Below are 25,503 nucleotides of genomic sequence, written 5' to 3' on the forward strand. Positions count from 1 at the left end.
CGCTCAGCCCACCCGGTTCAGCGCGACATCGAAGATGTCGAAGTTGCGCAGGTGCGCGGTGTCGCCATCCTGGGTCAGCGGGTGCGAAAGGATGAAGGGCACGCGCTGCTCATGCAGGCTGCCATGCGAGCGCAGCCGCTCGCCGGCGAGCTGGCCGACATCGTGGTCCTCGGCCCGTGCGCCGAGCGCGGTGCCTTCGGTGCCGGTCACCACGAAGTCGGCCTCGCGGTCGGCCGGCATCTCGAAGCGGGCGGCGGCCTCGGCGCCGGAGAGCACCAGCTCGACCCCCTCCTGGCGGGCGATGGCCGCGCGCACCGCCTGCGGGTCGATGCCCTCCTTCAGGATATGCACCCGCACGAAGCCGCCGAGCGCGCCGTGGTGGCGCACGAAGGGATCGGTGATCGGGCAGATGACGCGGGTCGCGCCGGCGCCGAAGGCGGCGTCGAGCACGTCGCCCAGATACGTCACGCGCGGCGTGCCGTCGGCCCTCGCCATGTCGGTCATGCCGTGATCGGCGGTGATGGCGACCACCGCGCCGAGCTTGGCCAGCCGGGCGAGGCGCGAATCCACCGCCGCCATGAAGGCCAGCGCCTCGGGCGCTGCGGGCGGGTATTTGTGCTGCACGTAGTCGGACAGCGAGAGATAGAGCAGCCGGGCATGGCCGGTCTCGATCAGGCGGATGCCGGCGTCGAGCACGTAGAGCGACAGCTCGGCCGAGTACTGGTCCGGCCGGGCGAGGCCGACCAGCCCCGCGGCGTCGGCGATGCCGTGCTCGGCCTCGCTGGTGCCCTCGGCCCGCTCGGCGGAGAAGGCGATGCCTTCCAGCCCGAAGGCCAGCGCCTTGCGCAGCTTGTCCTTGGCGGTGACGACCGCGACCTTCTCGCCGATGCCGGCCAGACCGGCGAGGATGGTGGGCGCGCGCATCAGCGCCGCGTCGAGCATCATCACCGTCTCGCCGGTGGCGCGGTCGAGGTAGAAATTGCCGGCGACACCGTGCACCGCCGGCGGCGCGCCGCAGACGATCGAGACGTTGTTGGGATTGGTGAAGGTCGGCATGGCCGCCTCGGCCAGCACGTCGACGCCCTCGCGCCGCATCCGCTCCAGCGCCGGCGTCACGCCGGCCCGCGCGGCCGCCTCGACATAGGCGGGATCGCAGCCGTCGAAGCAGATCACGACCGTGGTGCGCGCCGGCCGCCGGTAGCAGCGCCCGTTCACGACCACCTCCTCGCGCACGACCTCGTCCTCGCGCGGCGCGCCGGCGCCGGGCAATGCCATATCCATCTGATGATTCCGTAATTAAACTGTCGCAAACAATGCGTATGCTTATCGGTTTGCCGACGCATCGTGAGTTATTCTATGTGTTTTATTATTTAGTATTGCGAGCGTGAGTAAAGCGATATTAGTTCCGTCACTATGTGAGCTTTTGGAACAGAAGAGATTTCGGAACACAGGACATGCGACGTACCCTTCCGCCGCTCAAGGCGCTCGTGGCGTTCGAGGCGGTGGCGCGCATCGGCTCGGTGACGGAGGCGGCGGAGGAGCTCGGCGTCACCCACAGTGCGGTCAGCAAGCAGCTCGCGGCGATCGAGAGCTGGTTCGGCACGCCGCTGTTCGAGAACAACCGCCGGCGCATGGTGGCGACGCCCGCCGCGGCCCAGTTCGCCCGCGCCGCCGGCGCCGCGCTCGACCTCGTCGCCTCGGCGGCGGAGGCGTTCCAGCCGCAGGCCGTGCCGCAGGTGCTGGAGGTGATCGCCCCCGCCACCTTCGCCATGCGCTGGCTGATGCCGCGCCTGCCGGACTTCCAGGCGAAGGCCGGCGAGGTCGACGTGCGGGTGCGCCCGATGCACACGGGCGAGGACTGGTCGGGGATTCCGTTCGACGTGGTGATCCGGCGGGGCGAGGCGCTGCAGGGGGATCTGCGCAGCTTCGCCCTGCTGCGCGAGGAGATCGGGCTGATGGCGCGCCCAGACCTCGCGGCACGGCCCGGTCTCATGCAGCGGCTCGGCGCGCCGGCCGCGCGCGAGGGGGTTCGGCTGCTGGAATCCGTCACCCGCCCGGGCGAGCTCGCGCGCTGGCTGGTGGCCGCCGGCCTGCCGGCCGACCTCGCGGCCGGGGCAGCGCGCTTCGGCCATTTCTACATCGCGCTGGAGGCGGCGCTGGCCGGGCAGGGGGTGATCGCCGCGCCGATCGAGGTGGTGGCCGATCTGGTCGAGCGCGGCGACCTCGCCGAGCCCTTCCCGGAACTGCGGGTGCACGGGCCGGACTACCGGCTCGGCTACGCGCCGGCGGGCGAGAAGGCGGCGCTGGCCGCCGCCTTCTGCGACTGGGCGGTCGGCCAAGCCGCCGCCGGGCGCTGAGCGCCCAGTGCCGAGTGCCGGCCGCGCCGCGAAAGGCGGGCGGCCGGCGCAGCCGGGTCAGCTCTCGATGAAGGCGAGCAGGTCGGCGTTGATCACCTCGGCATGGGTGGTGCACATGCCGTGCGGGAAGCCCTCATAGACCTTGAGCACGCTGCCCGCGACGAGCTTGGCCGACAGCGGCGCGGAATCGGCGAAGGGCACGATCTGGTCGTCGTCGCCATGCATCACGAGGGTCGGCACGTCGACCGCCTTCAGGTCCTCGGTGAAGTCGGTCTCGGAGAAGGCCTTGATGCCGTCGTAATGCGCCTTGGCGCCGCCCATCATACCCTGGCGCCACCAGTTCTCGATGACCCCCTGGGAGACCTTCGCGCCCTCGCGGTTGAAGCCGTAGAACGGGCCGGCCGGCACGTCGAGGAAGAACTGCGCACGGTTGGCGGCGAGCGCGGCGCGGAAGCCGTCGAACACCTCGAGCGGCAGGCCGCCCGGATTAGCCTCGGTCTTCAGCATCAGCGGCGGCACGGCGCCGATCAGCACCAGCTTGGCGACGCGCCCCTTGCCGTGCTTCACCGTGTAGTGGAGCGCCTCGCCCCCGCCGGTCGAGTGGCCGATGTTCACCGTGCCCTTGAGGTCGAGATGCTCGATCACGGCGGCGACGTCGGCGGCGTAGTGGTCCATGTCGTGGCCGTCCCAGACCTGGCTCGAGCGGCCATGGCCGCGCCGGTCATGGGCGACGACGCGGTAGCCCTTGGCCAGGAAGAACAGGAGCTGGGCGTCCCAGTCGTCGGCGGAGAGCGGCCAGCCATGGTGGAAGACCAGCGGCGTGGCGTCCTTCGGACCCCAGTCCTTGTAGAAGATCTCGACGCCGTCCTTGGTGGTGATGCTGGGCATGATGCGTTCCTTCACATGGTGAGACGAACTGCGGGCAGGTAAGGCTGCGGCAAGTTCCCGCCGTGGCGGGGCATGGTTTGGTGGCGCGCCGTGGCGGACCGTCCCCGGCAAGGGACCCCGGGGCGCGCGGGCGAAGATCGGCCGGGTCGGAGCCCCCTGAAGATGGCTCGGACGCGCGGGCACCTGTGTGCCGCGCGGGCGCGCGGGCGTATTGAACAAAAGTGCGCCGTGGCGGCGCAGGCGTCGCCTGCCGGCATCAGTGCCGTCCCCGCCAGGCGCCGGGCGTGGTCCCGGTCAGGCGGGCGACCAGCCGCGTCATGTGGCTCTGGTCGGCGAAGCCGCACGAGACGGCGATCTCGGCGAGCGGCAGGCGCGAATGGGCGAGCAGCGCTAGCGCACGGGCCACGCGCTGCACCACCAGCCAGTGATGCGGGGTCGCGCCCGTCGCCTCGCGGAAGCCACGGATGAAATGGCTGCGCGAGACGCCGCAGGCATCGGCGATGTCGGCGATCAGGACCGTGCCGTCCATGCCGGCCAGCAGCATCTCCTTGGCGCGGGCGACCTGACGCGGGGCGAGACGGCGCGGGGCGAGACAGTGCCCGCAGCGCGGCGGCCGGCCGTGATGGCGGGCGGCGAGATGGGTCTGCATGGCGCACACGACCTGCTCGACGAAGAGCGGCGCGGCGTGGTCCGGCCGCTCGAGCGCGGGCAGCAGCGCGCCGGCGAGCGCGGCGAACACCGGGTCCTTCTCGCCCGGGCGGCAGGCGAGCCCCTCGGCCGCCGGCAGGTCGAGCTCGGCGAAGGTCCGGTCGAGCGCGGCGGGGGCCAGCTCCAGCAGGAAGAAGTCGAAGCCGGTCTCCACATCCGCACGATAGGGGTCGGAGAAGGAGCGCACATAGCAGGCTCCTTCGTCGAACTGGACCGCGGCCGAGCGATTGCCCTCGAAGATGCGGCGGCGATGCCCGGCCGCCAGCGCCACGCCCGCGAGCAGCCCGCGCCGGCTCGCCGGCGTCTCGACCCGGCCGGTCGCCCCGCCGGCCGGTGCGCCCGGATGCGGGGCGCCATTCGAGGCGCCATGCAGGGCACCATGCGCCTTGCGGTAGATGGCGAAGCCGGCGCCGTGCAGCTCCTGGTCGCGGCCGAGCGCAGCCTGCGCGCAGCCCAGCCCGTCGCGCCCGAGGGTCCGGGAATCCGGGCACGCAGTGGAGCCGTGCGATACGCCTGCGGCCGCGGCGCTCACCGCCCGCCCCGCATCGGCCGACCTCCGGCCTGCTCGCGCCCGCGCCGTGCCCTCATCCAGGTACGCCCCCACCTCTGCCCGTGGTTTGATCGTGCGCGATACAAATCGCACATCGGCCTTCCCCGCGCATCCCCGCCGGAAGTCGAATGCCGGCGCGATCATCCTGTCCACCGGCGGCGCGGGTAGCGAAATACGCTTGTATTGGTTCGAACGTCGTCGTTAATTCGAAACGTATCGGGTCGCCATTTGGCGAACAGCTCCCGAGGGAGGGCGCCCGTCATGGTGAAGAGGCGCCTTGATACTCACCTCGCGCTGGTGTTCGGCGTCACGGTGACGCTCGCGTTGGCGGGAATCGTGTTCCTCGTCAACAACCGCGCCGCGGCAATACTGGAGGACGCCACCGGGACGCTGTTCGCTCGCATGGCCGGCGAGAGCCGCTCGCATATCGACAAGAGCTTCAACAGCCTCGATCTGCTGACGCAGCTCTTCGCCGCCGACCCGCAGCTCGGCTCGCCCGAGATCGAGGATCGCGGCGAACTGATCGAGCGGTTTCGCATCGTCATGGACACGATGCCCTATACATCCGCGATCTATGTCGGCTACGACAATGGCGACTTCCTCCTGCTGCGTCACCTGACTTCCGACATCGCCCGGCGCAATCTCGGCGCCCGGGCGGACGCGGCCTATCTGCTGCAGAGCGTGACAAACGGCCCCGGCGGGGCAGAGGCCGGCTTCACCTTCCTCGACGGCGCGCTGCGCAAGGTCGGCACGCTCGACCGGCCCGGCTTCAGCTACGACCCGCGCCAGCGCGGCTGGTACATGGAGGCGATGGCGAAGGGGGGCCCGATCCTCACCCAGCCCTACCGCTTCTTCGCCACCGCCGAGACCGGCGTGACCATCGCCCACCGCCTCGCCGGCGGGCGCGGCGTGGTCGGCATCGACCTCAGCCTCGCCGACCTGTCGAGCGAGCTGAAGCGGATGAAGAGCACCCCGTCCTCGGAGATCCTGATCGCCGACGAGAGCGGCGCGGTGATCGCGGCGAGCAGCGCGAACGTTGCCACGCCCTCGGGCCTGCGCAGCGGGCCGGCGGCGCGGCGGGCGGAAGGGCCGGTGCCGCCGGTGGTGCCGTTCATGCTGGCCGCGGTGCGGGCGCATCTGGAAGGCACGCAGGCCGACAGCTTCAGCGAGCACGGAAGGCGCTGGATGATCCACGTCGCCCCGCTCGCGGTCGGCCCCTGGACCTTCGGCATGGCGGTGGCGATGCCCCATGACGAGGTGATGGCGGGCGTGCGCAGCCTGGTGGCGACGCTCGGCTGGATCAGCCTGGCGCTGATCCTGTTCGTGGTGGTGGCGATCCGCCTCACGGCGCGCGCGGTGAGCCAGCCGCTGGTCGCCATCGCCCATGAGGCGGACGCGATCCAGTCCTTCAACTTCAAGGACGCGCCGGACGAGATCCATTCCTCGGTGGCCGAGATCGACACGCTCTCGCGCGCCATCCGCAATGCGCGCCTCACCATCCAGCGCTTCATCGAGATCGGCCGCGCGCTCTCGGCCGAACGCGATCCCGACCTGCTGGTCCGGCGGCTGCTGGAGGAGACCATCAATCTCACCCATTCGCAGGCCGGGGTGATCCTGCTCAGCGAGGATGGCTGCAAGAGCTTCATCGGCATCGTCCACCGCCGCGGCGAGCCGCTCGGCGCCTTCGCCACCATCGGCCCGTTCGGCGCGGGATCGGTCGGCTTCGGCGGCCGGTTGGTGCATGCGCTGGCGCGCCGGACCGTGGTTCATCTCGAGGCCACGGAGACCGGCGGCGACCCGGTGCTCGCCCAGCTCACCGAAGGCGTCACGCTGGGGCCGGGCGAGGTGTTCCGCTGCTCCGTCATCCCTTTGCTCGACCGCGGCGACGAGACCATTGGCGGGCTCGCCCTGCTTCATCGCACCGCGCTCGAGGAGACGGTGTCGGACGACAGCCTCGACCTCGCCCGCGCGCTCTCCGGCAATGCGGCGGTGGCGATCGAGACCACGCTGGCGCTGAAGTCGCGCAAGGCGCTGCTCGACGCGGTGATCCGCATGGTCGCCCAGGCGATCGACGCCAAGTCGCCCTATACCAATGGCCACTGCCAGCGCGTGCCGGTGCTCACGCTCGGCCTGGTGCGCGCCGCCTGCGAGACGCGCGAGGGGCCGTTCGCCGGCTTCGCGCTCTCGCCCGAGGAGTGGGAGGCGGTGGATGTCGCGAGCTGGCTGCACGATTGCGGCAAGCTGACCACGGCCGAATACGTCATCGACAAGGCGACCAAGCTCGAGACCATCACCGACCGCATCCACGAGATCCGCATGCGGTTCGAGCTGCTGAAATCCGCCGCCGAGACCGCCTACTGGAAGGGGCTCGCCGAGGGCGGCGACGAACCGGCCCTGCGCGCCGAGCGCGACCGGACCTGGCGCGAGCTCGACGAGGAGTTCGCCTTCGTCGCCGAGTGCAACATGGGCGGCGAGTTCATGGAGGCGGAGAAGATCGAGCGGCTGAAGCGCATCGCCGGGCGGCGCTGGCGGCGCACGCTGGACGACCGGCTCGGCGTGTCGGCGGTCGAGCGCGGGCGACGCGCGCGCGGGCCCGAGCCGTCCCTGCCGACCGAGGAGCCGCTGCTGTCCGACGCGCCGCACCACGTCATCGCCCATTTCCCGAACCAGCTCGACGCGCTGGAGCGCGGCCACGGCTTCACCCTGGCGCGGCCGGAGAACCGGCTCAATCTCGGCGAGATCTACAATCTCTCCATCGCCCGCGGCACGCTGACGGCCGAGGAGCGCTACGAGATCAACCGCCACATCACCCGCACCATCGTGATGCTGGAGGCGCTGCCCTTCTCCGGCCCGCTGACCCGGGTGCCCGAATATGCCGCCGCCCATCACGAGCACATGGACGGCACCGGCTATCCGCGCTCGCTGAGGCGCGACCAGATGAGCGAGGTGGCGCGGATGATGGCGATCGCCGACGTGTTCGAGGCGCTGACCGCCGCCGACCGGCCCTACCGCAAGGCGAAGACGCTGAGCGAGGCGATCCGCATCATGGGGGCGATGAAGCGGGACAATCACCTCGACCCCGACCTGCTCGACCTGTTCCTCGCCTCCGGCCTGTGGCGCGACTATGCGGAGCGCCATCTGCGGCTGGACCAGATCGACGAGCCGGACATCGAGGCGGTGCTGGCGATCCGGCCCGTTGGCGCGCCCGAGGCGGCGGCGCCCGCCACGGCCTGAGCCGCCGACCTAATAGCCATCGGGCCCCAACCCCTCCGGGCCAATCTCGCCCGCACCACTGGCGGCTGGGACCCCGCATGCTTTATTGCAGCACCGTCTCTATCGACGTCCCGTCCGCAGCCGCAGGTGCCGCCCGTGCCCGATCTTCAACGTGTCGTCCAGGAAATCGCCGAGGAGATGCGCGCGCGTCCCGACCGCGGCGACGTCGCCACCTACATCCCCGAGCTGGCCCGCGCCGATCCCGCGAGCTTCGGCATAGCCGTGGTGGGCGCGGATGGCGAGGTGGCGGCCGCCGGCGACTGCGACCTGCCGTTCTCGATCCAGAGCGTGTCGAAGGTGTTCACGCTGACGCTGGCGCTCGGCAAGGTCGGCGACCGGCTGTGGCGCCGGGTCGGGCGCGAGCCCTCCGGCAGTCCGTTCAACTCGATCGTCCAGCTCGAGGCCGAGCAGGGCATCCCGCGCAATCCCTTCATCAATGCCGGGGCGATCGCGGTGACCGACATCATCCTGTCGGGCCACCAGCCGCGCGAGGCGCTGGGCGAGATCGTGCGCTTCATGCAGTTCCTGGCCGACGACGCCTCGATCTTCATTGACGAGGCGGTGGCGGCGTCCGAGCAGCGCACGGGCTTTCGCAATCGCGCGCTCGCCAACTACATGAAGTCGTTCGGTGTCCTGGAAAATCCGGTCGACCACACGCTCGGCGTCTATTTCCACCACTGCGCCATCGCCATGTCCTGCCGCCAGCTCGCCATGGCCGGGCGCTTCCTCGCCCATAACGGGCGCAACCCCGAGAGCGGCCTGTCGGTGGTGTCGCCGGAGCGGGCGCGGCGGATCAATGCGGTGATGCTCACCTGCGGCCACTATGACGGCTCGGGCGAGTTCGCCTATCGCGTCGGCCTGCCGGGCAAGAGCGGGGTGGGCGGCGGCATCCTGGCGATCGCGCCGGGCCGGGCCTCGATCGCGGTGTGGTCGCCCGGGCTCGACGCCAGCGGCAACTCCCATCTCGGCCGGCTGGCGCTGGAGGCGCTGACCCAGCGGCTGGGCTGGTCGGTGTTCGGGGGCTGAGCCGGGGGCAATTTCGGCGGGGCGGACGCGGCGGACCCCAGAGACACGAAAGGCCGGGCTCTCACCCGACCTCGGCAGCGATCCGTGCGCGGATCCTCGTCACGCCGGGAGCGGATGCTCCCGGACCCTGTGCTTCGATGCGCGTCAGCGCTTGGGCGAGCGCTCGTCGCGTACCGCTTCCTCGTGATACCAGCTTCCACCCCAGGCGATGTCGGCACGGGGGGCGATCTCGGCGGTCGGACGGCTCTCTATGCGCCGCGCGGCGAGACCGGCACGGCCGCCGGCCGGGAACGCGAAAATCTTCGCGCTCTCACGTTCATGGCTCGTGTTCATACCTCGTCACTCCTCTCATCCTGCGCGTTCCTGCGTCAGGCAATAAAAGCAATATAGCACAGCCTGCATGGCGTTTGCGCAATATGCCTATTTTAGGATCACAATCAGTCCAGTTTTTGTGCAGTGCCAAAGGCGTCGGGCGCATGATGTCCGGCAATGGTCGGCGGTGCCCTTTGGTTGCATGGCGTGCTGCAACGCCGCAGCGCCGACGGGGCACTGTGGCGCCGTCAAACGTCCCGGATCGCTGGCGAATCACCTGTTCGCAAGGGCTCGCCGAGGCCGGCCGCCGGCCGCTTCGCGGCCCGCGCGCGGGATTGCCGGCATTTCGTAATGAATTTTGGCACGCTACGTGCTTGCGTGTATCGCCAGCCGTTGGCGGTCGACCATTTCTCGCACGGCCGGCAAAGCGACAGGGTCCTCGGCGCCCGGTCATTAAGCTATGAGAGATACGCAATGACGAAGTACAAACTCGAGTATATTTGGCTCGACGGTTATACGCCGGTCCCGAATCTGCGCGGCAAGACGCAGATCAAGGAGTTCGATCGCTTCCCCTCGCTCGAGGACCTGCCGCTGTGGGGCTTCGACGGTTCCTCGACCATGCAGGCGGAAGGCCGGAGCTCGGATTGCGTGCTCAAGCCCGTCGCGGTCTATCCCGACCCGGCCCGCAAGAACGGCGTCCTGGTGATGTGCGAAGTGATGATGCCGGACGGCGTCACCCCGCACTCGACCAATGCGCGCGCCACCATCCTCGATGACGAGGGCGCCTGGTTCGGCTTCGAGCAGGAATACTTCTTCTACAAGGACGGCCGTCCGCTCGGCTTCCCCGAGCATGGCTATCCGGCCCCGCAGGGCCCGTACTACACCGGCGTAGGCTTCAAGAACGTCGGTAACGTCGCCCGCGAGATCGTCGAGGAGCACCTCGAGCAGTGCCTCGAGGCCGGCATCAACCACGAGGGCATCAACGCGGAAGTCGCGAAGGGCCAGTGGGAATTCCAGATCTTCGGGAAGGGCTCGAAGAAGGCGGCCGACGAAGTGTGGATGGCCCGCTACCTGCTGCTCCGCCTGACCGAGAAGTACGGCGTGGACATCGAGTTCCACTGCAAGCCGCTCGGCGACACCGACTGGAACGGCTCGGGCATGCACTGCAACTTCTCGACCAAGTACATGCGCGAAGTCGGCGGCAAGGAGTATTTCGAGGGCCTGATGGCGGCCTTCGAGAAGAACCTCGACGACCACATCGCCGTCTACGGCCCGGACAACCACATGCGCCTCACCGGCAAGCATGAGACTGCGCCCTGGAACAAGTTCAGCTACGGCGTGGCCGACCGCGGCGCCTCGATCCGCGTCCCGCACTCGTTCATCAAGAACGACTACAAGGGCTACCTCGAGGATCGCCGCCCGAACTCCCAGGGCGACCCCTATGCCATCGCTTCGCAGGTACTGAAGACGATCTCGGAAGTTCCGACCTCGGCTTCCGCTGCGGCCTGATCCGGCGGTGGATCGTTCCGCCGCTCCGCACTCCCGAGACGGCCGCTGAACGGCGTCTCCCTGAGCCAGCCCCGCGAGGGGCTGGCTTTTTGTTTTTGCGCTGTCGTGGTGGCGCGAGCCAAGTGCGTGCCGCATCCTCGGCCGTGACATGCCCCGAATAAGGGATTCGGTAGAGGGCCCCGGGGGCGCGACCGGGTGACCCACGCTGTCGACGCTCCCCGCACGCGCGGCGCCTCATCCGGCGGGACCACCTTGCGGAGCGACTCTCGCGGCCCGTCAGGCGGCTCAGAGATAGGGCGAGGCGAGCCAGATCGCGCGGTTGCGCAGCCGCCGCAGGAACGGCCGGGCGCCGAGCGTCGCCAGCGTCTCGGCGCTTCCCGCATGCGCCATCTGGGCGATGCGGGCCTCGACCTCGAGCGCGACGGCCGGGTCGTAGAGCTCGAGGTCGAGCTCGAAATTCAGCCGCAGGCTGCGCGGGTCGAGGTTGGACGAGCCGACATAGGCCCAGCACCCGTCCACCGCCATCAGCTTGGAATGGTCGAACATGCCGCCGGCCCGCCAGACCCGGCAATTGCCGGCGATCACCTGGTCGAGCTGGGCGGTCATGGCGTAGTCGACCAGCTTCAGATTGTTGGCGGAGGGGATGACGATGTCGACCTCCACCCCGCGCCGTCCCGCCGTCGTCAGCGCGCCGATGAGCTGCTGGTCGGGCAGAAAATAGGGCGAGCAGATGTGCACCCGGCTCTGCGCCACGGAAAGCGCGCCCATGATGGTCGAGTGGGCGTTGGCGAGGTTGTGGTCGGGCCCGGACGGCACCACGCGCACCGCGACCGTCCCGCGCGGCGGCCCGGCCGGCGCCTCGGCCCAGGCCGGCCCGTCGAGATTCTCGCCGCAGGTGAAGGACCAGTCCTGCGCGAACACGCTGAGAAGCTGCTCGACCGCGGGCCCCTCGATCCGGAAATGGGTGTCGCGCGCGGGGTCGTCCTTGCCGTATTCGCTGGTGAACTGGGCGCGGATGTTCATGCCGCCGGTAAAGCCGGTCGCGCCGTCGACGATCAGCATCTTGCGGTGGCTGCGCAAATTCGCATAGGGCAGCCGGAGCCCGATCAGGTTGCCCATGAAGAGCTGGGTCGGCACCTCGCCCTCGCGCAGCCGGCCGACGATGGAGGGGCGCGAATAGCGCGCGCCGATGGCGTCGATCAGCACCCGCACCGCGACCCCGCGCCGGTGCGCTGCGACCAGCGCGTCGGCCACCAGGACGCCGACCGGGTCGTTGTCGAAGATGTAGCTCGAGAGCGCGACATGGCGCTTGGCGGCGTTGATGGCGGCGATCATCTGCGGATAGGCGGCGTCGCCGCTGTCGAGCAGGTTCACCGCATTGCCGGAGACCAGCGGGAAGCTGCCGAGATGGTCGCCGAGCCGCTTCATCGCCGACAGGCTGGGCGAGAGCGCGATGGCGACCGGCGGCGGCTCGTGGCGCCGGCGCGGATGCTGGCTGGCGCGCCGTCGGCCGGCGGTCGAATGGCGGATCCGGTTGATACCGGCGACCAGATAGAGGATCGCCCCGACCACCGGCGACAGCAGGATGACGCCGACCCAGCCGATGGCGGCACGCACGTCGTCCTTGGTCATGGCGGCATGGATCGCCGCGGCGAGGCCGATGGCGGTGCTCGCCACCAGCGTGATGTGCGGCCAGTAATGGGCGAGGAAGCTGCTCATGACGCGCCGCGGACCCGTTCGTGGCCGGCCGGCCGCCGCCGTTGGGCGGGTGCGCGAAGCCCTCGCCCGCAGGCCCCCCGGGCGGGCGCGGGAGAAACGCGCCGAAGATGCGTTGCGAACGCCAACAAGCCCCAGCCCCCGCCGATCGATCGCCGTCCGCCTCGGAGGATGCCGGGCCGGGCGGGCTCCGGGCCACATGCGGCGAATACGGGTTCCCCGGGCATGGTCCAGATCGTTGTTCTTACGCGCTTTCCCGACGCGGGACGGAATCCGCTTCGCGCCGGAGCGCCCTAGGGTCTAGCCGCGATTGGCCTCAGCGTCACCCCCCGCCGTTCGGGGGAGATGACGCAAGGGCAAAAGAGAGACGGGCGGCACCGGGAAAGCCCGGGCCGCCCGCCTCGAGGACAATACCGATTTCGGCCGCTAGGCCCGACGAATGCCGAGCCCGGCTGGCGCCGATCAGACCGCCGCGCGCAGCGGCGGGGCGTCGGTTTCCGGCGTGGCCGGCTCCAGCGCGTTGGCGATGGCGTCGTCCACCTTCTCCAGCCAGACGAACTCCAGCCGGTCGCGCGCGTCCTGAGGAATGTCCTCATAGTCGCGCCGGTTGCGGGCGGGCAGCATCACGCGGGTCAGCCCCGCGCGGGCGGCCGCCACCACCTTTTCCTTGATGCCGCCGACCGGCAGCACCAGGCCGCGCAGCGAGATCTCTCCGGTCATTGCCGTGTCCTTGCGCACCGTGCGGCCGGTGAGCAGCGAGACCAGGGCGGTGAACATGGCGACACCCGCGCTCGGCCCGTCCTTCGGCGTCGCGCCGGCGGGCACATGGACGTGCACGTCGGTCCGCGCGAACAGCTCCGGGTCGATGCCGAGCTCGGCGGCGCGGCTCTTGACGAGGCTCATCGCCGCCTGCGCGCTCTCCTTCATCACGTCGCCGAGCTGGCCGGTGAGAATGAAGCCGCCACGGCCCGGCACCCGGGTCGCCTCGATGAAGAGGATGTCGCCGCCCACCGGGGTCCAGGCGAGGCCCGTGGCCACGCCCGGCACCGAGACGCGCAGCGCCACCTCGTCCTCGAACACGGGCGGGCCGAGCAGCTCGGACAGCCCGTCGACGCCGATCCGCGCATGCTCCACGCTGCCCTCGGCGATGCCGACGGCGACGTGGCGGATGGCGCGGCCGATCTCGCGCTCGAGATTGCGCACGCCGGCCTCGCGGGTATAGGCGCGGATGATCGCCTTGAGGGCGTCGTCCTCGACCTCGACCTGCGCGGCGCCGACGCCGTTGGCCTCGAGCTGGCGGCGGACCAGGTAGCGCTTGGCGATCTCGAGCTTCTCCGAGTCGGTGTAGCCGGACAGGCTGATGATCTCCATGCGGTCGCGCAGCGGCCCGGGGATGGTGTCGAGCATGTTCGCGGTGGCGATGAACACCACGCGCGAGAGGTCGAACGGCACGCCGAGATAATTGTCCCGGAACGTCCCGTTCTGCTCGGGATCGAGCACCTCGAGCATCGCCGCCGACGGGTCGCCCTGGATGCCGGAGCCCATCTTGTCGATCTCGTCCAGCATCATCACGCAGTCGCGGGTGCCCGCCTTGCGGATGCCCTGGATGATGTTGCCCGGCAGCGCGCCGATATAGGTGCGCCGGTGGCCGCGGATCTCCGCCTCGTCATGCACGCCGCCGAGCGACACGCGCACGAACTTGCGGCCGAGCGCGCGGGCGATCGACTGGCCGAGCGAGGTCTTGCCGACGCCCGGGGGACCGGCGAAGCACAGGATCGGCGCCTTGCCGTTCGGCGCGAGCTTGCGCACGGCGAGGTACTCGATGATGCGCTGCTTGATCTTGGGCAGGCCGAAATGGTCCTCGTCCAGGATCCGCCGCGCCTCGGCGATGTCGATCGGCGCCTCGTCCGGCAGCTTCCAGGGCAGGGCGATCAGCCAGTCCAGATAGGTGCGGATCATGCCGTATTCGGGGCCCGCCTCGGACATGCGGCGCAGCCGGCCCAGCTCCTTGCGGGCCATCTGGGCGACGTCGTCCGGCATGCCGGCATCCTCGATCGCCTTTTCGAGGTCGGAGATCTCCTGGCTGTTGCCCTCGTCCTCGCCGAGCTGCTTCTGGATCGCGGCCATCTGCTCGCGCAGCAGCACCTCGCGCTGGCGCTCGTCCAGCGACGCCTTGGTCTGCTGGCTGATCTCCTGCGACAGGCGCAGCACCTCGATGCGGTGCGCCAGCACGCGCGAGACCTTGTTCATGCGCGCGACGACGTCGACGGTCTCGAGCAGCTCCTGCTTCTCGTCCGGCGAGATGTCCATATAGGCGGCGACGAGGTCGGCGAGGCCCGAGGGCGAGTTCGCCCCGCGCACCGCGGCCATCAGCTCGGGCGGCACCTGCGGCAGCAGCTCCAGCACCTCGCCGGCCTGGTTCTGCAGGTGGACGAAGCGCGCCTCGATGTCGGAGGTGCTCTCCTCGCTCTCCTCGACCCGCGTGACGCGGGCGGTGATGAAGGGCTTCTCGCGCACGAACTGATCGACATGAAAGCGCTGCTCGCCCTGGCAGACGAGGTGATGCGTGCCGTCCGGCGCGGTGACGTAGCGCAGGATGTTGGCGATCACGCCCATGCGGTGCAGATCCTGCGCGCCGGGCTCCTCGACGCTCGGGTCGCGCTGCATCAGCATGCCGACGGGACGGCCCTCGCGCACCGCCTGCTGGGCGGCGGCGATGGAGACCTGGCGGCCGACCGCGACCGGCATCACGACGCCGGGGAACAGCACGAAGTTGCGCACCGGCAGGATGATGAGCTGGTCCTCGGGCACGGAGCCGTTGGTGCCGCCGGCAGGGGCGTTGGTGGCCGCGCCGCCATTGCCGCCGGCATCAGCCATGCGGCGGGGCGCGTAAGTCTCGACATCGGGGCGGTTCATGGTGCTCCCCCTTTCAAACCTTGCGCAGCGCGATGGCCAGACAGCCATTCACGACGCGCGGATGGGCGACCTCGTAGCGACCGGGCGGCAGCGCGAGCTGACGCTCGAAGCGGCCCTGCGGCAGCTCCATGCGATGGATGGTGGCGCGGTGGAACTCGACCGGAAGCACGCGCTCGCCGGCAATGGTGAGCACGCCGTTCTTGATCGCCACCGTCATGCGCTCGGGATCGACGCCCGGCAGCGCGGCGAGCACGAGGATCTCGCGCTCGGTCTCCAGCACGTCGACCGGCGGCTCCCAGCACGGGGCGCGGTGGTGCCTCGGCGCCGTGTCGGGCAGGTCGGCGGGACGGAACATCTGCCGGTGCATGCGCTCGGCGCGGTTCAGCATGTCGAGCGCTTCCGACCACATCCAGGCGCGGGGGTCAGTCTTTTTCATGAGGATCTCCTGGGCAGGCCCTGGGGCCCACCGAGCAAGATATAGTGACGTTTATGCCACACGCCAGACGGGCCGGTACCGCCGCCGGGCGAATACGAAGCCGGACCGTATTCGGCCTGGCTTCGCCGGTCGGCGTTCGCCTTCCGCCGGCCGGGACCGGCGGAGCGAGGCGCGCAATGAACTGCGAGGCGGCCGGTCCCTCTCGTCGCCGGCCTCATCGGCCCCATATGTGCGCTCGGACGCCGCCGGCAAGGTCGCCGGCAGCGCGGCGCGTATGACCGTGCGGCGGCCCTCGAGAACGGGAGCATCATCATGGAACAGATCGAACTCGGCAGCTCCGGCATCCGCACCTCCCGCGTCGGCCTCGGCACATGGGCCATCGGCGGCTGGATGTGGGGCGGCTCGGACGAGGCGGAGGCCATCGCCACCATCCGCTCCGCCGTCGAGCGCGGCGTCACCCTGATCGACACCGCCCCGGTCTACGGCTTCGGCCGGTCCGAGGAGATCGTCGGCAAGGCGCTCGCCGAGGGCGGGTTGCGCGACAAGGCGCAGATCGCCACCAAGGCCGGGCTCGCCTGGAAGGACGGGAAGGTGTGGCGCGACAGCCGGCCCGAGCGGCTGCGTCTCGAGCTCGAGGACTCGCTGCGGCGCCTGCGCACCGAGACGATCGACCTCTACCAGGTGCACTGGCCCGACCTCGAGACGCCGTTCGAGGAGACCGCGCGCGTGCTCGAGGCGATGCGCGCCGAGGGCAAGATCCGCGCGATCGGGGTGAGCAACTATTCGCCCGCGCAGATGGATGCGTTCCGCGCCGAGGCCCGGCTCGATACCGTGCAGCCGCCCTACAATCTGTTCGAGCGCGAGATCGAGGCCGACGTGCTGCCCTATGCGGCGCGTAGCGCCCTCACCGTGCTGAGCTACGGTGCGCTGTGCCGGGGGCTGCTGTCGGGCCGCATGGATTCCGGGACCCGTTTCGAGGGCGACGACCTGCGCAAGGTCGACCCGAAGTTCCGGGGCGAGCGCTTCGCCCACTATCTCGCCGCCGTCGAGGAGCTGAAGACGCTGGCGCGCGAGCGCTACGGCAGGTCGGTGCTGGCACTGGCGGTGCGCTGGGTGCTCGACCAGGGGCCGACCATCGCCCTGTGGGGCGCACGCCATCCCCACCAGCTCGACCCGGCGGGCGAGGTCGAAGGCTGGACGCTCGACGACGAGGCGAAGCGGGCGATCGACGCCATCCTCGCGCGCCACGTGCCCGGGCCCATCGCCCCGACCTTCATGGCGCCGCCGACGAAACGGCCCGCGCTTGCCTGAAAAAGGTAAGCGGCAGCCGCCACCCTGCTTCCCGCAGGGTTCTCGCCCTTGCAAGATAGGTACATGCCGGGGGTTGGCGGCGGCATTAAGGAAATGTTACCCAATTCGGGAATAATCGGTATGAGTTGGCTCATGTTGCCCGGCGACATCATGTCGGGGCGCAGGGCCTGTTCGAATGCGGTGAGTGCCGGTACAGTTCGGGTTCTTCGCCGCGAATCCGGTTCGTGCCTGCATCGCGATTCACGCAGAGACGTCCATGCGCTTCGTCGGAACGTTCCTCGTCGGCTCGGCCAGCTTCGTCGCCATGGCGGTGGCTGTCGCCTGGGTCTCGACCACGTCCCTCCCCACCCCGGCCGACGCTGCCCGCGTCGACCCGGAGCTGCGGCTCACGCCCGCGGCGCCGCCGGTGATGGCGAAGGTCAAGGACGCTCCTCCGCCGGCGCCGGTCTACTCCGTCACCGATATCCGTAACTTCTATCCCTCCGGCGAAGTTCCGCAGCCGACCGGCTGGATGTTCAATCCCTCGGTCACGCCGACGCAGCCGGCCGTGGTGGCCGCCGCCCCGGTGCCCCCGCCGGCGAGCGCGCCCGTGGTCGAGACCGTCAGCGCGGTGCCGCTGCCGATGGCGAAGCCGATGTTCGCCGGCCGCGTCATGCCCGGCGACGAGCCCGAGGACACGCTGACCCTTGCCCCGAACCCGCCCAAGCGCAAGCAGCCGGCCGAAGTCGCCATGCTGCCGCCGCCGATGCCGGAAGACGAGGTGCCCGACGATCTCGCCACGCCGGTGCCCCAGGCGGCCAAGCCTGATGTGGCAAAGCCCGAGGTGGAAGACGCGACCCGCCTGCCGCGCGCGGGCGACACCTATGCGATCTACGACATCTCGGCCGGCAAGGTGTACCTGCCGGACGGCCGCAAGCTCGAGGCGCATTCGGGCTATGGCGACAAGTTCGACGATCCCCGTCACGTCGCGGTGAAGATGCGCGGGCCCACGCCGCCCAACCGCTACAAGCTGACCATGCGCGAGAAGCTGTTCCACGGCGTCGAGGCCGTGCGCATGACTCCGGTCGGCGATGGCAAGATGTACGGGCGCAACGGCTTTCTGGTGCACACCTACATGCTCGGGCCGCGCGGCGATTCCAACGGCTGCGTCTCGGTCGCCGACTACGACACCTTCCTCTCCGCCTTCAAGAAGGGCGAGATCGACGAGATGATCGTGGTCGACGCGCTGCCGAAGTCCAAGGGCCCGCTCAACCCGCTGCTGTCCTGGCTGTCCGGCAAGAAGAGCTGATCGGCGAGGCTGAGCGTCAGGGCGCGCCCTGCGCCCGGCGCCGCCGGCGGATCGGGCGCCGGAATTCGCCGCCGGCGGTCGGACGGACTGAGATCTCCCGCTGGCCTTCAGTCCGGACCTTCCCATGTCGACGCTCCATGCCGGCTATTTCACCGAGGGCCTCGAGGCCGATCCCGAGCTCGCGCGCGCCATAGGCGGCGAGCTGGCGCGCCAGCGCCACGGCATCGAGCTGATCGCCTCGGAAAACATCGTCTCGCGCCTCGTGCTGGAGGCGCAGGGCTCGGTGCTCACCAACAAGACGGTCGAGGGCCTGCCCCATGCCCGCTACTATGGCGGCGCCGAATTCGCCGACGCCATCGAGGCGCTGGCGGCGGAACGGGCGAAGACGCTGTTCGGCTGCGCCTTTGCGAACGTCCAGCCGCATTCCGGCTCCAACGCCAATGCCGGCGTGTTCCTCGGCCTGCTCGGGCTCGGCGACACGCTGCTGTCGATGGACACGGCGGCGGGCGGGCATATCAGCCACGGCCATCCCGCGACGCTGACCGGGCGTGACTACCACGTCGTGCGCTATGGGGTCGCCCGCGCCAGCGAGCGGATCGAGCTCGACCAGCTGCGCGAGCTGGCGCGGGCGCACCGGCCCCGGCTGATCGTCGCCGGCGGCTCGGCCTATCCGCACGCACTCGACTTCGCCGGCATGCGCGCCATCGCGGACGAGGTGGAGGCGCTGTTCATGGTCGACATGGCCCATTTCGCCGGGCTGGTGGCGACCGGCCTCTACCCGCACCCGTTCCCGCATGCCCATGTCGTGACCTCGACCACCTACAAGTCGCTGCGCGGCGCGCGCGGGGGCATCGTGCTGTGGAACGACGCGGCGCTGTCGGACCGCATCAATTACGGCATCTTCCCCGGCGTGCAGGGCTCGGTGATGATGCACGCAGTGGCCGGCAAGGCGGCGTGCTTCGGCGAGGCGCTGCGGCCGGAGTTCGCCGCCTATAACCGCGCCGTGCTCGAGAACGCCCGGGTGCTGGCGGCGCGGCTCGCCGATGCCGGGCTGAGGCTGGTCGGCGGGGGAACCGATTGCGGGCTGATGCTGGTCGACCTGACTGGCATCGGCGTCACCGGCGACGTCGCCTCCAAGGCGCTGGAGAAGGCCGGCCTCGCGGTGAACAAGAACCTCATCCCGTTCGATCCGCGCCCGCCGGAGGCTCCTTCCGGGCTGCGGCTGTCGAGCAATGCCGGCACGGCGCGCGGCTTCGGCGCGCCCGAATTCGAAGCGATCGGCGGCTTCATCGCCGATATCGTCAGGGCACCGTCCGACATCGCGCTGATCGCCGATATCGGCGCGCGGGTGCGGGCGCTGTGCGAGCGGTTTCCCATCTACTGACCCGAACGGCCGTCTCATGCTCGGGGTAGCGTGAGACGGAACGAGTCCGGCGGCGAGCGTCGCTAGGGCAATCCGGCAGCGCGGACATCACATGATACCGTCGCGCGCTTCGGCCGGCGCGGCCAATCGTCCTATCTGCTGGCAGGGCAGCACATTTACGTAATTTTCCCTATGAGCGGCATTGCCGGGCGCCGGAATTGGCGTGAATCTTGTTTCCCTCGGCACCGTGCCGGAGCCACCTGAGCGGGTCGCCGCTCGACCGACGGGAAAACGCCATGCCGGGCCATCACTACCCTCACGATCATGATCACGGGCCGGAGGGGGACATCTCCGCCGAGGAGATGCTCACCTCGATCGACGCGGTCGATATCGGCGTGCGGGTGAAGGCGCTGGAGGAACTGCTGGCGCGCAAGGGGCTGATCGACCCGCAGGCGCTGGACGCCGTGGTCGACTATTACGAGCACAAGGTCGGCCCGCGAAACGGCGCACGCGTGGTCGCGCGGGCCTGGGCCGATCCCGCCTACAAGCAGCGGCTGCTGACCGACGCCACCGCCGCCATCGCCGAACTCGGCTTCAGCGGCGCGCAGGGCGAGCACATGGTGGTGATCGAGAACACCGAGAGCGTCCATAACCTCGTCGTCTGCACGCTGTGTTCCTGCTATCCTTGGCCGGTGCTGGGCCTGCCGCCGGTCTGGTACAAGAGCATGCCCTACCGCTCGCGGGTGGTGCGCGATCCGCGCTCGGTGCTGGAGGAGTTCGGCACCTTCCTGCCCGAGACGACCGAAATCCGGGTCTGGGACAGCAATTCCGAGATCCGCTACATGATCCTGCCGCGCCGCCCGCCCGGCACGGAGGGGCTCAGCGAGGATGCGCTGGCCGCCCTCGTCACCCGCGACAGCATGATCGGCGTAAGCGAGGCCCTCACTCCCGGAGGGGCGGCATGAACTCGGTGCACGACTGCGGCGGCGACGACGGCTTCGGGCGCATCATCCCGGACGCCTATGACGGCACCGAGCCGGTGTTCAAGAGCGAGTGGGAGCGGCGCATGTGCGCGCTGTTCATGGCGACCATCGTCGGCGGGCTGTTCACCGACGAGGATTTCCGCCAGTCGCGCGAGCGCCTCGAGCCCTCCCGCTACCTCACCCGTTCCTATTACGAGCAATGGTGGTTCGCGGTCGCCCGGCTGATGGTCGAGAAGGGCGTGATCAGCCCGGCCGAATACCGCGCCGAGATCGCGCGGATGGATGCGGGTACCGGTACGGGTGCGGAGGCGCGCTCATGACCTACGGCCCCGAGGAGATCGTCGGCCTGCTCGATGTCGGCGCTACCACCCGCGTCGACCCGCCGCCTCACCCCGCGCCCTACGAGGTCGGCCAGGTGGTGGTGACGCGCAACCTCCATCCGCGCACCCATACCCGCCTGCCGCGCTACTGCCGCGGCAAGCGCGGGGAGATCGTGCGCGTGCATGGCATGTACGCGCTTCCCGACCGCCGCGCGCTCGGCGACGAGAGCACGCCGGAATATTGCTACTCGGTGCGCTTCACGATGCGCGAATTGTGGGGCGAGGAGGCCCCGGCCCGCGACAGCCTGCTCATCGACCTGTGGGACAGCTATCTCGAACCGGCCGGCGCGGAGGAGCGCTGACGATGGCCCTGCCCGAGCTCGACGCGCCCGAAGCCTTCGCCGCCCCGTGGGAAGCGCAGATCTTCGCCATGGTGGTGGAGCTGCACAAGAGCGGCATGTTCGAATGGCGCGACTTCGCCGATCGGCTGAGCCGCGAGCTCCATGCCCATCCGGACGAGGCCTATTATCATTGCTGGGCCCGCGCCGCGCTCGACCTGCTGATGGAGATGGGGCTGGTCGACGAGGCCGAGCTGCTGGCGCAGTCGCTCGCCGTCATCCGCTACCGGGCGCAGGACCATCATCACGTCGCGCGCACCACGCCGATCACCGTGGTGCCGGGTCAGCGCTGAGCCGCCTCAGGGAATGCGGTAGAACGGGTTCGGCAGCAGGAAGCGCCGCTCGGCATGGCCGCCCGCGAGGTCGGAGGGCTGGTCGCCGATATTGGCGATGATGCGGAACCCCCTGGCTTCGATCGCCGCGCGCTGCGGCGCCTTGAAGTCGGCGGCCGAGGTGAAATGCGCGCCGCGCGGCACCATGGCGAGCCCGTCATAGCCGCCGAACCCGGTGGCGGCGAGGTTGCGGACCGTCGCGCCGCGCTGGCTCTCCCCGCGCCCGGTGATGAAGAACACGGCGATGCCGAGCCGCCTCGCCTCGCGGTAGAGCGCCAGCGTCTGCGCGATCGCCGGCGTGCCGGCCCGCAGGTCCCACGCGGCCCAGCCGCAGGCGCGCTCCGGCAGGGCGGGGCAGGGGCCGCCGATGATGCGGCCGTAATCGTCGTCCTCGATCACCTGCCAGTTGCTGAGCGCGGTGTCGTCGATGTCGAACACCATGGCGGGCCGGGCGACCTCGCCGGCGCGGCGTGCGATCCAGCGGCCGGCGGCCTTCGTCACCGCGTCGATGTCGCGCCCGTAGCCTCCGTCGTCATGGTAGCGCGTCGCGGCATTCTTGGCGTCGCCGACATTGGCCGGCTGGTGCAGCGCCGGCTCGGCCGAAGCGCCGCCCGGCATGCCCGTCGCCATCCCGAGAAGAAGCGCGGCGAGGACCAGCGCGCGAGAAACGCCGCCCGCGCGGCGGGAGCGAGGCTGCCTCATATCGGGCTTGCCTCGCGTGCCGGGGCGGGGGCGGCGGGCGAGACGCCCGGCAGGAATTCCGACCCGCGGCGGCCGAGGAACTCGGCGAGCGCGGCGGCGGGCGGGGTCAGGCGCTTGGCGGTGCGCTTCACCACGAACCATTGGCGCACGACCGGCAGGCCCTCGATGTCGAGTATGGCGAGTCGTCCGTCGGCGACCTCGGCGGCGATGGTGTGCGAGGAGATGAAGGCAAGGCCGAGCCCCGCCATCACCGCCTGCTTGATGGTCTCGTTGGAGCCGATCTCCATGGCGATGCGCGGCTCGATGCCCGATTCCTGGAAGAAGCGCTCCATCAGCCCGCGCGTGCCCGAGCCCGGCTCGCGGCTGAGGAAGCTCGCATTGGCGAGCGCGCTCGGCGCCACCCGGCGCCCGACCAGCGGATGGTCCACCGGCGCGATCATCAGGTGCGGGTGGTCGCCGATCAGCGTCTTGTCGACCTCGATGTCGAGCGGCGGGCGTCCCATGATGGCCACGTCGATGGCGTCGCTGCGCAGCGCCGCGATCATCTCCTCGCGGTTGCCGACGGTGAGCGAGACGTCGATGCCCGGATGGGTGCGGGCGAAGGCGCCGAGCGCGGCCGGGGCGAAATATTTCGCGGTCGACACCAGCCCGACATCGACGCGCCCGGCCCGGAGGCCGCGCATGGCGTCGAGCGCGGCGCCGCAATCGGCCATGGCCTGCTCGATCCGGGCGACGGCCGCCAGCACCTCGCGGCCCGCGGCGCTGGGCTGGAAGCGGTCGCCGGCGCGGTCGAGCAGGGGCAGGCCGAGATGCTCCTCGAGCTGCTGCACCTGCATGGTCACGGCGGGCGGGGTGACGTTCAGCCTCTTCGCCGCCGCCGTGACCGTGCCGGTCTCGACGATGGCGGCGACCGCCCGCAGCTGCTTCAGGGTGGCATTACGCATGCGGCATTACGTTTCAATGTAATTGAATTTCATAGAAAGATTATTCGAATTTCCTTATTCGAGCAACTCAGGCAGATTAAGCACAACAAGAGGCGTCCGCCGCTTCGGGTCCCCCGCTCGAAGGCTAACGGAAACGACACGCCAAGGGCTCAAGCCCTCACATAACTGGGGAAACGCCATGATATCCCGGACCTTGCAGGACCACCTCGACGGGTGGGCCGGTTCCGATGCGTTGCGTCGCGACGTCGCGACCACCGTTCTCGCCCTTGCCGATGCCGGCCGCGCGCTCGCCGAGCTGCTGGCCGCCGGTCCGCTCGCGGGCGGCCTCGCCGAGGTGCGGGGCTTCCACGCCGACGGCGACAGCCAGAAGGAGCTCGACCTGGTGGCGGACGAGCTGGTGCGCGATGCGCTCGCCTCCGCGCCGGTCGCCCTGCTCGGCTCCGAGGAGATGGACGAGCCGGTCGAGCTGAACCCCGCCGGCACGCTGGCGGTGGCGGTCGACCCGCTCGACGGCTCCTCGAACATCGACACCGATCTCAGCGTCGGCACCATCTTCACCATCCTGCCCTATACGGGGGCGGATGCGCTGCTGCAGCCGGGCACCCAGCAGCTTGCCGCCGGCTTCCTGCTCTACGGCCCGCATGTCGCGCTGGCGCTCACCACCGGCGCGGGCACGCAGCTCTTCGTGCTGGACCGCCCGTTCGGCCAGTTCCGCATGGTCGAGGCCGAGGCCCAGGTTCCGGCCGAGACCGGCGAATACGCGATCAACGCCTCGAACGCCCGCCACTGGGACCGCGCGGTGCGCTGCTACATCGAGGACTGCCTCGCCGGCGGCGAGGGCCCGCGCGACCGCGACTTCAACACGCGCTGGGTCGCCTCCATGGTCGCCGACGCCTACCGCATCCTGGTGCGCGGCGGCATCTATCTCTACCCTGGCGACGCCCGCCGCGGCTACGGCCAGGGCCGGCTGCGGCTGGTCTACGAGGCCAACCCGATCGCCTTCCTTATGGAGCAGGCGCAGGGCGCGGCGACCGACGGGCTGCAGCGCATTCTCGACATCGTGCCGGAGAGCCTGCACCAGCGCGTGCCGCTGGTGTTCGGCTCGCGCGGCGAGGTGGAGCGGGTCGCCCGCTATCACCGCGACGCCTCCGCCCTTCCCGAGCGCTCGCCCCTGTTCGGGCGACGCGGCCTGCTGCGCGCGTGAGGAGCGGGCGATGTCGATCCATCATCCCATCATCTCGGTCACCGGCTCCTCGGGAGCGGGCACGACCTCGGTCCGGCGGATCTTCGAGCAGATCTTCCGCCGCGAGGAAGTGGTCGCCGCCTATATCGAGGGCGACGCCTTCCACCGCTACGACCGCGCCGCGATGCGCGAGGTCATGGCCGAGGAAGCGGGGCGCGGCAACCACCACTACAGCCATTTCGGACCCGATTCGAACCTGTTCGAGGAGCTGGAGGAGACGTTCCGCTCCTATGCCAAGACCGGCACGGGCAAGTTCCGCCACTACGTCCACGACGACAAGGAAGCCGCCGAATATGGCGGCGAGCCGGGCACCTTCACGCCGTGGGAGGAGATCCCGGCGCCGACCGACCTGCTGTTCTACGAGGGACTGCACGGCGCGGTGGTGAGCGGCAACATCGACGTCGCGCGCTATGCGGACCTGAAGATCGGCGTGGTGCCGGTGATCAATCTCGAATGGATCCAGAAGATCCATCGCGACCGCTCGCACCGCGGCTATTCGACCGAGGCGGTGACCGACACGATCCTGCGCCGCATGCCGGACTACGTGAACTACATCTGCCCGCAGTTCACCTATACCGACATCAACTTCCAGCGCGTGCCGACGGTCGACACCTCGAACCCGTTCATCGCGCGCTGGATCCCGACGGCGGACGAATCGATCGTCGTCATCCGCTTCCGCAGCCCGCGCGGCATCGACTTCCCCTACCTGCTGTCGATGATCCAGGGCTCCTGGATGTCGCGCGCCAATTCCATCGTGATCCCGGGCGGCAAGCTCGACATCGCGATGCAGCTCATCCTCACCCCGATGATCCTCCACCTGGTGGAGAAGAAGCGCCGCGCCGCGTGAACCGGGAGAACACCATGCTCACGAGACACACCGATCCGACGCTCCGCCCCGCGCCCCTGACGGCGGACGACCTGCCCCATG

At 69.9% G+C, this 25,503-nt stretch carries 22 protein-coding genes; 13 read left to right on the forward strand and 9 right to left on the reverse strand.

Annotated elements, in window-relative coordinates; all coding sequences use genetic code 11:
* Positions 1-3 precede the first annotated feature (3 nt).
* Complete coding sequence (phnA, locus tag NVS83_RS09875) at positions 4-1,281, reverse strand: phosphonoacetate hydrolase (protein WP_309486185.1); 1,278 nt, start codon at positions 1,279-1,281, stop codon at positions 4-6.
* 173 nt (positions 1,282-1,454) lie between these two features.
* On the opposite strand from phnA, the gene NVS83_RS09880 reads away from it, so the two are divergent.
* Positions 1,455-2,357 carry a LysR family transcriptional regulator gene (locus tag NVS83_RS09880; protein ID WP_258739156.1) on the forward strand — a complete coding sequence of 301 codons (903 nt, stop codon included), beginning with the start codon at positions 1,455-1,457 and terminating at the stop codon, positions 2,355-2,357.
* Positions 2,358-2,414: 57 nt separating this feature from the next.
* Here the strand turns inward: NVS83_RS09880 and NVS83_RS09885 are convergent, their stop codons facing one another.
* Complete coding sequence (locus NVS83_RS09885) at positions 2,415-3,245, reverse strand: alpha/beta fold hydrolase (protein WP_258739157.1); 831 nt, start codon at positions 3,243-3,245, stop codon at positions 2,415-2,417.
* 256 nt (positions 3,246-3,501) lie between these two features.
* Positions 3,502-4,485: a helix-turn-helix transcriptional regulator gene (locus tag NVS83_RS09890; RefSeq protein WP_258739158.1), complete on the reverse strand. Its 984-nt coding sequence runs from the start codon at positions 4,483-4,485 to the stop codon at positions 3,502-3,504.
* A gap of 279 nt (positions 4,486-4,764) precedes the next feature.
* Between NVS83_RS09890 and NVS83_RS09895 the strand changes: the two genes are divergently transcribed.
* Together NVS83_RS09895 and NVS83_RS09900 are read left to right on the forward strand one after the other, a co-directional pair.
* Positions 4,765-7,737, forward strand: coding sequence for an HD domain-containing phosphohydrolase (locus NVS83_RS09895; RefSeq protein ID WP_258739159.1), 2,973 nt, complete (start codon positions 4,765-4,767; stop codon positions 7,735-7,737).
* A 135-nt stretch (positions 7,738-7,872) separates the two neighbouring features.
* Positions 7,873-8,802, forward strand: a complete 930-nt coding sequence (locus NVS83_RS09900) for a glutaminase (protein ID WP_258739160.1) — start codon at positions 7,873-7,875, stop codon at positions 8,800-8,802.
* A gap of 144 nt (positions 8,803-8,946) precedes the next feature.
* Here the strand turns inward: NVS83_RS09900 and NVS83_RS09905 are convergent, their stop codons facing one another.
* Positions 8,947-9,135 carry a DUF2735 domain-containing protein gene (locus tag NVS83_RS09905; protein WP_258732995.1) on the reverse strand — a complete coding sequence of 63 codons (189 nt, stop codon included), beginning with the start codon at positions 9,133-9,135 and terminating at the stop codon, positions 8,947-8,949.
* 453 nt (positions 9,136-9,588) lie between these two features.
* Here NVS83_RS09905 and NVS83_RS09910 point away from each other — a divergent pair, with 453 nt between their 5' ends.
* A complete protein-coding gene (locus NVS83_RS09910) occupies positions 9,589-10,623 on the forward strand; it encodes a glutamine synthetase beta-grasp domain-containing protein (protein WP_258732994.1) in 1,035 nt (344 codons plus the stop codon).
* Between the two features lie 285 nt (positions 10,624-10,908).
* Here NVS83_RS09910 and NVS83_RS09915 read toward each other — a convergent pair whose 3' ends face one another.
* The 3 genes from NVS83_RS09915 to NVS83_RS09925 all read right to left on the reverse strand — a co-directional run bounded on the left by NVS83_RS09915 (position 10,909) and on the right by NVS83_RS09925 (position 15,691).
* The gene (locus NVS83_RS09915; protein WP_258739161.1) at positions 10,909-12,342 is read right to left on the reverse strand and encodes a phospholipase D-like domain-containing protein; all 1,434 of its coding nucleotides are present in this window, start codon (positions 12,340-12,342) and stop codon (positions 10,909-10,911) included.
* A gap of 459 nt (positions 12,343-12,801) precedes the next feature.
* Positions 12,802-15,216 (reverse strand): endopeptidase La, encoded by a 2,415-nt coding sequence (gene lon, locus NVS83_RS09920; protein ID WP_258739736.1) that lies wholly within the window; start codon positions 15,214-15,216, stop codon positions 12,802-12,804.
* Between the two features lie 52 nt (positions 15,217-15,268).
* Positions 15,269-15,691, reverse strand: a complete 423-nt coding sequence (locus tag NVS83_RS09925) for an Hsp20/alpha crystallin family protein (RefSeq protein ID WP_258732992.1) — start codon at positions 15,689-15,691, stop codon at positions 15,269-15,271.
* 312 nt (positions 15,692-16,003) lie between these two features.
* On the opposite strand from NVS83_RS09925, the gene NVS83_RS09930 reads away from it, so the two are divergent.
* The 7 genes from NVS83_RS09930 to NVS83_RS09960 all read left to right on the forward strand — a co-directional run bounded on the left by NVS83_RS09930 (position 16,004) and on the right by NVS83_RS09960 (position 21,647).
* A complete protein-coding gene (locus tag NVS83_RS09930; protein ID WP_258739162.1) occupies positions 16,004-17,002 on the forward strand; it encodes an aldo/keto reductase in 999 nt (332 codons plus the stop codon).
* 256 nt (positions 17,003-17,258) lie between these two features.
* Positions 17,259-18,290: a DUF2778 domain-containing protein gene (locus NVS83_RS09935; protein ID WP_258739163.1), complete on the forward strand. Its 1,032-nt coding sequence runs from the start codon at positions 17,259-17,261 to the stop codon at positions 18,288-18,290.
* Between the two features lie 124 nt (positions 18,291-18,414).
* Positions 18,415-19,674, forward strand: coding sequence for a serine hydroxymethyltransferase (glyA, locus tag NVS83_RS09940; RefSeq protein ID WP_258739164.1), 1,260 nt, complete (start codon positions 18,415-18,417; stop codon positions 19,672-19,674).
* A 275-nt stretch (positions 19,675-19,949) separates the two neighbouring features.
* Positions 19,950-20,618, forward strand: a complete 669-nt coding sequence (nthA, locus tag NVS83_RS09945) for a nitrile hydratase subunit alpha (RefSeq protein ID WP_258739165.1) — start codon at positions 19,950-19,952, stop codon at positions 20,616-20,618.
* Positions 20,615-20,956 (forward strand): nitrile hydratase subunit beta, encoded by a 342-nt coding sequence (locus NVS83_RS09950; RefSeq protein ID WP_258739166.1) that lies wholly within the window; start codon positions 20,615-20,617, stop codon positions 20,954-20,956. Before nthA ends, NVS83_RS09950 begins: the two co-directional genes overlap by 4 nt.
* Positions 20,953-21,318 (forward strand): SH3-like domain-containing protein, encoded by a 366-nt coding sequence (locus NVS83_RS09955; RefSeq protein ID WP_258739167.1) that lies wholly within the window; start codon positions 20,953-20,955, stop codon positions 21,316-21,318. Before NVS83_RS09950 ends, NVS83_RS09955 begins: the two co-directional genes overlap by 4 nt.
* 2 nt (positions 21,319-21,320) lie before the next feature.
* The gene (locus NVS83_RS09960; RefSeq protein ID WP_258739168.1) at positions 21,321-21,647 is read left to right on the forward strand and encodes a nitrile hydratase accessory protein; all 327 of its coding nucleotides are present in this window, start codon (positions 21,321-21,323) and stop codon (positions 21,645-21,647) included.
* Positions 21,648-21,653: 6 nt separating this feature from the next.
* Here NVS83_RS09960 and NVS83_RS09965 read toward each other — a convergent pair whose 3' ends face one another.
* Both NVS83_RS09965 and NVS83_RS09970 read right to left on the reverse strand, forming a co-directional pair.
* Positions 21,654-22,388: an HAD family acid phosphatase gene (locus NVS83_RS09965; RefSeq protein WP_258739169.1), complete on the reverse strand. Its 735-nt coding sequence runs from the start codon at positions 22,386-22,388 to the stop codon at positions 21,654-21,656.
* On the reverse strand, positions 22,385-23,332 hold the full coding sequence (locus NVS83_RS09970; RefSeq protein WP_258732984.1) for a LysR family transcriptional regulator: 948 nt from the start codon (positions 23,330-23,332) through the stop codon (positions 22,385-22,387). Before NVS83_RS09970 ends, NVS83_RS09965 begins: the two co-directional genes overlap by 4 nt.
* 178 nt (positions 23,333-23,510) lie before the next feature.
* Between NVS83_RS09970 and NVS83_RS09975 the strand changes: the two genes are divergently transcribed.
* Complete coding sequence (locus tag NVS83_RS09975) at positions 23,511-24,536, forward strand: class 1 fructose-bisphosphatase (RefSeq protein ID WP_258739170.1); 1,026 nt, start codon at positions 23,511-23,513, stop codon at positions 24,534-24,536.
* Positions 24,537-24,546: 10 nt separating this feature from the next.
* Positions 24,547-25,422, forward strand: a complete 876-nt coding sequence (locus NVS83_RS09980; protein ID WP_258732982.1) for a phosphoribulokinase — start codon at positions 24,547-24,549, stop codon at positions 25,420-25,422.
* Positions 25,423-25,503: the final 81 nt, after the last annotated feature.

Source organism: Ancylobacter mangrovi, assembly GCF_024752335.1.
Classification (GTDB): domain Bacteria; phylum Pseudomonadota; class Alphaproteobacteria; order Rhizobiales; family Xanthobacteraceae; genus Ancylobacter; species Ancylobacter mangrovi.